Here is a 2067-nt window from a genome sequence, read left to right as displayed (position 1 = left end):
CCTTTGTTCGGCATTTCTAATGAAATAACCACTCATCATGGCAGATGCTAGTAATCTTCCTAAATGCTCTCTGTTGGTAGTAATCGCAACATCAAACTGTTCGTTGGGAAGATTTCCTAATAGACCAATAATATTGCGCTCCATAACTTGAAACACCTCTTGAGAGTCTGGTTTAGAGAGATGAGATATTGTTTCAGAACTAAGAGACTGTACGTACTGCCAGAATTGATTAGCTTCGCTTTCATTGCCGAATACGCTTTGAGGTCGATTTCCGCTTTCCATCTATTACCTCCTAGAGATTAAGTAAGTTTGAGGGAGTTTAGTTGATGAGACAAATGCTAACTAAATATAATTAAGTAATCGCTAACTACTAAATATTAACCATTGTATATTCTCTTCGCATCTAGTAAAACCGAACCTATAGAAGTAGAGGTTTCACCCAAAGCTACCAACTTAAAGAAATAAAGAACGCTTATGAGCACAGGTGTTAGGTAATATTTTTCTCATAAATATAATAGGGACGAATGAAGGTTCGCCCCTGTATTCAATGCTTGTTTAATTTGGGATTTGGGATGTTAATTTAGCCAAATTGTTTGAGCAAATATTTCCTGCTTTGTCGATTAATTAACTAATTAACAAGGGGCTAAAACCGTTGAAGTGTTTTCCTTGTTCCGTGTAATCTTATTACCTAAATGTTAACAAATCACTAGCTAGCCAAATATTCTCTGATCGCAGTTTTGCGCTTTCTTAGTTTGGAAAGTGCTTCTCTTTCAATTTGTCTGACTCTTTCGCGACTAATACTTAAAGATTCGCCAATCTTAGCTAGAGTCATTGGTTTACCATCTTTTAGCCCAAATCTCAGGGAGATAACCTCTTGTTGCTGAGAGGTTAATTCAGACATCAGCATAGCCAAATCTTTTTTCAGTGAAGAATGAGTTGCATAGTCTTCTGGAGACTGTCCCATGTCTTCTAACATATCTCCTAACTCTGTATCGTTGTTATCTCCAACTTTGACATCAAGGGATATGGGTTGACGAGATTTTTCCAGGTAGTCTCTTACCTGTTTTGGAGTAAGACCTAACTCTACCGCTAATTCGGCAATAGTGGCTGTTCTACCTTTCTGCTGAGCTAGTTGTCGTTGGGCTTTTTTGATTTTGTTAAGTTTTTCTGTAATATGGATTGGTAGACGAATAGTACGACCTTTCTCAGCGATCGCTCTTGTAATAGCCTGGCGAATCCACCAATAAGCATAGGTAGAAAAGCGATATCCTTTAGTGGGGTCGAATTTTTCAACTCCTCTCTGCATACCAATTGTGCCTTCTTGAATTAAGTCTAGTAGATCGAGATTACGCTTTAAGTATTTTTTTGCCACAGAGACTACCAGACGTAAGTTAGCCTCTACCATCTTACGTTTAGCAGATTCTCCTGCTTCAAGATCGTTTTTTAACTCTTCTGTAGATACCTGAGCAGCTTCCGCCCACTGTTTTATCGTGGGTCCTTCACCTAATTTTTCCTGGAGAGACTCTTTGATCTGACACAGAGCAATTTCTCTTTGTACTCTTTTGGCATAAAGAATCTCTTCTTCGTGAGTTAAAAGAGGTACACGACCGATCTCTTTCAGGTAGCTTCTTACTAGGTCGTTAGATTTTCTGGCTGTTTTCATGGGATTTTCTGAGCTTTAGTTAAGAGTTTGTAGTCCCAATTCATTACAAACAGGTCTTGGTCGGACTAGAATGTGGTGGGATTTATGAGAACTAGGATTGTTTTTTGTTAAGAATTTTAATCTTTCAGCTAGATTTTCTCATCTAACTACGGCTATATATTGTGGGATTAGTTTCACCTTGTATTGGTCGGTTTCATGTTCTTCTGGCGAACCAATAGGGTAGTAATTTTACTTTCTTTGTATATTACTAGAATACACTAATTTATTAACTATTGTAAACTTAATGATAACTATTTTAATATACTACTAATGTAGTTGGTCTATACCTCTTCTATTATAGTACTCAAATATTAACAGCGAACGAAATAAAACAGTAAAAATAATTTTCCCAACGATAGTCTTAG

At 37.0% G+C, this 2067-nt stretch carries 2 protein-coding genes; both read right to left on the bottom strand.

What is annotated here, in order from left to right; translation table 11 throughout:
• A partial coding sequence (locus H1P_RS27550) for a DUF760 domain-containing protein (protein WP_144873771.1) occupies nucleotides 1-282 on the bottom strand: 282 nt, incomplete at its 3' end.
• Nucleotides 283-706: 424 nt separating this feature from the next.
• Nucleotides 707-1663: an RNA polymerase sigma factor, RpoD/SigA family gene (locus H1P_RS27545; protein ID WP_144873761.1), complete on the bottom strand. Its 957-nt coding sequence runs from the start codon at nucleotides 1661-1663 to the stop codon at nucleotides 707-709.
• Nucleotides 1664-2067: the final 404 nt, after the last annotated feature.

Origin of the sequence: Hyella patelloides LEGE 07179, assembly GCF_900659865.1 — a bacterium.
Lineage (GTDB): Bacteria > Cyanobacteriota > Cyanobacteriia > Cyanobacteriales > Xenococcaceae > Hyella > Hyella patelloides.
Note: the sequence above shows the minus strand (reverse complement) of the source record. Positions and strands in the feature narration are given on the sequence as shown.